The organism is Streptomyces sp. NPDC059957 (assembly GCF_042730015.1).
In the GTDB taxonomy this organism is placed as follows: domain Bacteria; phylum Actinomycetota; class Actinomycetes; order Streptomycetales; family Streptomycetaceae; genus Streptomyces.
Genome location: NZ_JBHWMB010000034.1, coordinates 86,847 through 93,479, shown reverse-complemented (window position 1 = coordinate 93,479; position 6,633 = coordinate 86,847). Strand labels below are relative to the sequence as shown.

Sequence of the window (6,633 nt, the reverse complement as noted above, 5' to 3'; positions counted from 1 at the left end):
GCCTGGCCCGGCGCGGCCACCCCCGGCGCCCCGGCCGCCCCCGCGGCTCCCCCGGCGGCCCCCGCCCAGGCCGCCCAGGCCTCCGGACCGGCGGCGCCCGCCGCCCCGGCTCCCGGCATGGCCGCCGGCGCCGGGCAGATCCAGGCCATGTGGCCGGCCGTCCTGGACGCGGTCAAGAACCGCCGCCGCTTCACCTGGATCCTGCTCAGCCAGAACGCCCAGGTCGCCGGCTTCGACGGCACCACCCTCCAGCTCGGCTTCCCGAACGCCGGAGCCCGCGACAACTTCGCGAGCAGCGGCAGCGAGGACGTCCTCAAGGCGGTGCTCGCCGAGCAGTTCCAGGTCACCTGGAAGATCGAGGCCGTGGTCGGCGGGGGCGCCCAGCCCGTGGCCCCCGTATCCGCGTCCTCCTACGGCGCTCCGCCCGCGCCCGCCTACAACCAGCCGCCGGCCCAGCAGGCCCCGCAGCAGTCGCAGCAGCCCCAGCAGCCCTACCAACAGCAGCCGCAGCAACCGCAGCAGTCCCAGCAGCCGCAGCAGTCGTACCCACAGCAGCAGTCCCAGTCCCAGCAGCACCAGCAGCCGACCCACCAGGCGCCTCCGCCCGTCGCCCCCGAGGACGACGTAGCGGAGGCCGACGACCCCGACCTCGTCGACACCGCGCTCAGCGGACACGACCTGATCGTGCGCGAGCTCGGGGCCACCGTTGTAGAGGAATATACGAACGAATAAGGGGTCTGACTTGGGTGCCCGCACGAAGGGCACCCGGGAACCCGGGCTAGTCTTCATCGCGTGAAGGTCCTCGTCATCGGCGGCGGCGCCCGCGAACATGCCCTGTGCCGCTCTCTGTCCCTCGATTCCGACGTCAACGCGCTGTACTGCGCTCCCGGCAACGCCGGCATCGCCGAGGTGGCCGAGCTCCGCCCCGTCGACCCGCTCGACGGCGAAGCCGTCGCCCGCCTCGCCACCGAGCTCCGCGCAGACCTGGTCGTCGTCGGCCCGGAGGCCCCGCTCGTCGCCGGGGTCGCCGACGCCGTGCGCGCGGTCGGCATCCCCGTCTTCGGCCCGTCCGGCGAAGCCGCGCAGCTGGAGGGTTCCAAGGCCTTCGCCAAGGACGTGATGGCCGCGGCCGGCGTCCCGACGGCCCGCAGCTACGTGTGCACCACCCCGGAAGAGGTGGACGAGGCCCTCGATGCCTTCGGCGCCCCGTACGTGGTCAAGGACGACGGCCTCGCCGCCGGCAAGGGCGTCGTGGTCACCGACGACCGGGCCGCCGCCCGCGCCCATGCGCTGGGCTGCGACCGGGTGGTCATCGAGGAGTTCCTCGACGGCCCCGAGGTCTCCCTCTTCGCCATCACCGACGGCGTCACCGTGCTGCCGCTCCAGCCCGCGCAGGACTTCAAGCGCGCGCTCGACGGCGACGCGGGTCCCAACACCGGCGGCATGGGCGCGTACTCCCCGCTCCCCTGGGCCGACCCGAAGCTCGTGGACGAGGTCATGGCCTCCGTCCTGCAGCCCACCGTGGACGAGCTGCGCCACCGCGGCACCCCCTTCTCCGGGCTGCTCTACGCGGGCCTCGCGATCACCTCGCGCGGGACCCGGGTCATCGAGTTCAACGCCCGCTTCGGCGACCCCGAGACCCAGGTGGTCCTGGCGCGGCTGCGCACCCCGCTCGCGAGCGTGCTGCTGGGCTCCGCCAACGGCACCCTGGACTCCCTGCCCCCGCTCAGCTGGCGCGAGGACGCGGCCGTCACCGTGGTCATCGCCTCCCACAACTACCCGGAGACCCCGCGCACCGGGGACCCCATCACGGGCCTGGCCGAGGTGGCCGAGCTGGACGCCCCGCACGCGTACGTCCTGCACGCGGGGACGCGCAGCGAGGGCGACGCGGTCGTCAGCGCGGGCGGACGCGTGCTGTCGGTGACGGCGACCGGTTCCGATCTGGCGGAGGCCCGGGACAGGGCGTATAAGGCGGTCGCGCGGATCGGGCTCGACGGCTCGCAGTACCGCACGGACATCGCGGAGAAGGCCGCAGAAGCCCGCTGACAGGCGGCGTTCAGCGGGATTCCACGGAAGCGGGCCCGGTGCGCACTCGGTGCGGCCGGGCCCGCGCGCATGCTCGCGTGCGAGTGCATCCAGCCGCGTTCGAACGCACCCAGCTTTACCCAAAGCCATTCCATCGGGTGATCGTCCCCCGGTCTGCCTGACGGCCGCCTCCGCCCCAACTATGGTGCGGCGCAAGCATTCCGGCTCTCATTCCGGCACATGGCCCACCGGCATTGCGATGTCAGTGGCTGGTGTCACAGTGGGGGAGTGAGCAACGCCGTCGCATGGCAGAGGGGGTGAGGTCCGGCCGTGTCCGGAACCGGTTCGATCGCTGAAGTGGGTACGCCGTCCGCGCGTTCCCGTGCCTTGGCCGTGCTGCGTGTGCGCAGCAGGGCACTGGCCGTCGGGCTGCTGCCCGCCGCGCTGGCCGTGGTGCTGGTGAGCGCCCGTACGACGGGTCGGCTCGTCGGTGACCCCTGGCCGGCCGTGACCCTCGCCGTGTGCGCCGTCGCCGCGTTCGTCCTGCTCGTCGGCGGGATCTTCGCCGCCGTCGTGCTGCGGGCGAGCCCCGCCATGACCCCGACCGTGCCCCTGTCGGAGGCCGCCGCCCCCGATCTCTACCGGCTCGTGCGGGACCTGGCGGACCGCATGGACGTTCCGGCGCCCTCCGCGATAGCCCTGACGCCCGACTGCGACAGCTGGCTGGAGGACCGCACGCACGCGGCGCACCGCCGTGCCCGCGGCCGCACGCAGATATCAGGTGGGGCCGCCGGAGCCGGCGGCCCGGAGTCCGAGCCCGGCGCCGCCCCGGTGCTGGTGATCGGCTCGCCGTTCCTGTGGTGGATGAGGGTCGCCGAGCTGCGGGCCGTCCTCGCGCCCGTCGTCGCCGGTACGGGTCCCTCCGCGCACCCGGACATAGCCGACGCGCGCGGATTCGTACGGGGCCTCGACGCCGCCGTGGACGTGGGTGGACGGCGCTTCCTCGGCTGGATCGCCGCCCCCGCCCGGCTGCTGCTGCGGCTGTGCAGGGTGGACGCCGCCGAGATGGAGCGCGGGGTGGCCGCCGCCGCCTCGGACCGTGCACAGGGTGTGGACTACGCGCTGCGCATCGTCGCCCAGGAGCAGGTCGGGCTGGCGTACGCCGGCTGGGACCGGCTGCTGACCCGCGTCGCGCTGCCCGCCTGGCGGATGGGCCGCTGGCCCGCGCACCTGGACGCGGGCGTCGTCTCCGCGCTGACCGAGCTGTCCCGGCGCGACCGGCTGGCCGACGGGTACACCTCGCGGCTGGGCGAGCGCCCGGCGTGCGACCTGCTGGACCAGCCCGGAGCCGTGGACGAGGCCACCTCGCTGCTGGCGGCACGGCTGTTCCACGGCGGACCGGCCGAGGCCGGTCCGGACTGGTCGCCGGTGGACTGGGCGGCGTATCCGGAGGAGGTCGTCGACCGCAAGTGGCGCACGGAGGCGGCCCGCCTGCTGGCCGCGCTGGACGCGCTGTCGGCTTCGTCGGTGCCCGCCGCGTCCACGGTGGAGCGTGTGCTGACCTACCTCGCGGACGCCGATGCCGACGCCCTGGCGGGCCGGCTGAGCGGTGACCTGGCGCGGGAGTCGGTGCCGGCCCCGGCCGCCGCCGCGGGCCACGGGGCCGACGCCCTGCCGCTGTTCCCGCTGGAGGCTCCGCGCAGCGGTCGGGATCTGCTGGCGGACCACGTCGTGGCGCTGGTGTGCTGCGCAGCCGTCGACTCCGCCGGGGGCGAGCCCGGCCTGGACTGGCTGGACGGTCCCGTCCTGCTGGTCGCCGGAGTGCGGCGGGCCGACCTCGCCGGACCGGTGCTGTCGCTCGTGGAGGACCGGGACCCCGGCCCGCTCCGGGACTGGCTCACAGAGGTCGGCGTACGCCCCGAGAAGCCGGTCCGCCTGGTCTAGGCGGTCGCTGTGGCCTCTCAGGCCCCCCGAGCCCCAGGACCGGGCGCGCGCGGGATCCCCGTTGAACTTTTCGCGACGAACGGTGACGGAGTGCGTGCGTTATGTGATGTGCTGGGGATCGGTCGCGGCATTCGGGGGAGCGAGGGAGGGGAGCAGCGGTATGGGTGCGGAGCAGATCCGGCGTTGGGAGTCAGGTGCGCTCGCGCACGCGGTGACCGATCCCTTCGGCCAGGGCCCCCTGCCGTGGTTCCGGGGGAGCGAGCTCTACTACGACGACAACGGCCAGGTCGTGCCCTGGTACGTGGACCCGGCCGTGGCCGCCGGCCCGGGGCAGCAGATCCCCCGCGCCCGCGGCGCGGGCGGCCCCCGCACCGCCGACGACGTCCACCGGCAGATCAAGGGCTTCGCCTCCACCGGAGCCGTCGCGCCCGGTGAGGCCATCGACTTCCACATCACCGTGGATCCGCCCCAGCAGTTCTCCGTGGACGTCTACCGGATCGGGCACTACGGCGGCGACGGAGCCTCCAAGATCACCACCAGTCCCCGGCTCTCCGGCATCGTCCAGCCCGCACCCCTGACCGCCGACCGCACCGTCTCCTGCCACCACTGGTGGCTCTCCTGGCGGCTCCAGGTCCCCTCGTACTGGAGCGTCGGCGCCTATGTGGCGGTCCTGACGACCGCCGACGGATACCGCTCGCACATCCCCTTCACGGTGCGCGACGACCACCCGGCCGATCTGCTGCTCCTGCTGCCCGACATCACCTGGCAGGCCTACAACCTCTACCCGGAGGACGGCAGAACGGGCGCGAGCCTCTACCACGCCTGGGACGAGGAGGGCCGGCTGCTCGGCGAGCGCGACGCCGCCATCACCGTCTCCTTCGACCGCCCCTACGCCGGCGCGGGCCTGCCCCTGCACGTGGGACACGCCTACGACTTCATCCGCTGGGCCGAGCGCTACGGCTACGACCTCGCCTACGCCGACGCCCGCGACCTGCACGCCGGCCGCGTCGACCCCACCCGCTACCGCGGCCTGGTCTTCCCCGGCCACGACGAGTACTGGTCCGGCCCCATGCGCCGTACCGTCGAGCGCGCCCGCGACCACGGCACCTCGCTCGTCTTCCTCTCCGCCAACACCATGTACTGGCAGGTCGAGCTCTCCCCCTCGCCCTCCGGGGTCGACGACCGGCTGCTCACCTGCCGAAAACGCCGCGGCCCGGGCCGCCCCAGCCTCTGGCGCGAGGTGGACCGCCCGGAGCAGCAACTGCTCGGCATCCAGTACGCGGGACGGGTCCCCGAGCCCGCGCCGCTCATCGTGCGCAATGCCACGCACTGGCTCTGGGACTCCACCGGAGCCGCCGAGAACGACGAACTGCCCGGCCTGGTCGCGGGCGAGGCCGACCGGTACTTCCCGCGCACGCAGCTCCCCGAGCACCAGAGCCGGATCCTGCTCGCGCACTCCCCGTACGAGGACGGCGAGGGCCACCGCCGCCACCAGGAGACCTCCCTCTACCGGGCTCCCAGCGGCGCGCTCGTCTTCGCGTCCGGAACCTTCGCCTGGTCCCCGGCCCTCGACCGCCCCGGGCACGTGGACGAGCGGGTCCAGCGGGCCACCGCCAACCTCCTCGACCGCATCTGCAAGAGGGACTGACCTCGGGGCCGTCGGACCCGTTGTCCACGCTCGTGCGCAGGTGCGGGAGAATGGGCCGCGCGCTCGTACAGAACCACAGGGAGACTCCGTGCCCGGATTCGTCGAAAAGCCCGAGCCGGTCCAGGTGCCCGGCCTCGTCCACCTCCACACCGGCAAGGTCCGCGACCTCTACCGCGACGAGGACGGGAACCTCGTCATGGTCGCCAGTGACCGCATCTCCGCCGCCGACTGGGTGCTGCCCACCGAGATCCCGGACAAGGGCCGGATCCTGACCCAGCTCTCCCTGTGGTGGTTCGACCAGCTCGCGGACCTCGTCCCGAACCACGTCATCAGCACCGAGCTGCCCGCCGGCGCCCCCGCCGACTGGGCCGGCCGTGCCCTGGTCTGCCGGAACCTCGACATGGTCCCCGTCGAGTGCGTGGCCCGCGGCTACCTGACCGGCTCGGGCCTCGCCGAGTACGAGAAGACCCGTACGGTCTGCGGACTGGGCCTGCCCGAGGGCCTGGTCGACGGCTCCGAGCTGCCCGGCCCGATCTTCACCCCGGCCGCCAAGGCCGAGGTCGGGGAGCACGACGAGAACGTCTCCTACGAGGAGGTCGCGCGCACCCAGGGCGCCGAAACGGCCGCCCTGCTGCGCCAGACCACCCTCGCCGTCTACGGCCGGGCCCGGGACATCGCCCGCGACCGCGGGATCATCCTGGCGGACACCAAGTTCGAGTTCGGCTTCGACAAGGACGGCAACCTGGTCGCCGCCGACGAGGTGCTGACCCCGGACTCCTCCCGTTTCTGGCCCGCCGACCTGTGGGAGCCGGGCCACAGCCAGCCGTCCTTCGACAAGCAGTACGTCCGCGACTGGCTGTCCTCCCCCGCCTCCGGCTGGGACTCCAAGGGCGAACTCCCGCCGCCCGCCCTCCCGCAGGAGGTCGTGGAACAGACCCGCTCCCGCTACGTCGAGGCCTACGAGCGCCTCACCGGCCAGACCTGGGCCTGAGTCCGCACCCGGCGAAGGGGCCCCG

4 protein-coding genes and 1 pseudogene are annotated in these 6,633 nt (G+C 73.7%); all 5 read left to right on the top strand.

Annotated features, from left to right (window positions below; all coding sequences use genetic code 11):
• Window positions 1-732 (top strand): annotated as a pseudogene (locus tag ACFWBW_RS23280) (DNA polymerase III subunit gamma and tau); the annotation flags it as partial.
• Window positions 733-792: 60 nt separating this feature from the next.
• Complete coding sequence (purD, locus tag ACFWBW_RS23275) at window positions 793-2,046, top strand: phosphoribosylamine--glycine ligase (protein WP_385375332.1); 1,254 nt, start codon at window positions 793-795, stop codon at window positions 2,044-2,046.
• Window positions 2,047-2,355: 309 nt separating this feature from the next.
• A complete protein-coding gene (locus ACFWBW_RS23270) occupies window positions 2,356-3,969 on the top strand; it encodes a hypothetical protein (RefSeq protein ID WP_385375329.1) in 1,614 nt (537 codons plus the stop codon).
• A 160-nt stretch (window positions 3,970-4,129) separates the two neighbouring features.
• Complete coding sequence (locus ACFWBW_RS23265) at window positions 4,130-5,617, top strand: N,N-dimethylformamidase beta subunit family domain-containing protein (protein WP_385375326.1); 1,488 nt, start codon at window positions 4,130-4,132, stop codon at window positions 5,615-5,617.
• A gap of 88 nt (window positions 5,618-5,705) precedes the next feature.
• The gene (locus tag ACFWBW_RS23260) at window positions 5,706-6,608 is read left to right on the top strand and encodes a phosphoribosylaminoimidazolesuccinocarboxamide synthase (RefSeq protein ID WP_385375323.1); all 903 of its coding nucleotides are present in this window, start codon (window positions 5,706-5,708) and stop codon (window positions 6,606-6,608) included.
• The last annotated feature ends 25 nt before the right edge of the window (window positions 6,609-6,633 follow it).

What these genes read in the sequence shown, in the direction of transcription:
- ACFWBW_RS23265 (WP_385375326.1), top strand. Translation starts at nt 4,130, where the DNA reads ATGGGTGCGGAGCAGATCCGGCGTTGGGAGTCAGGTGCGCTCGCGCAC.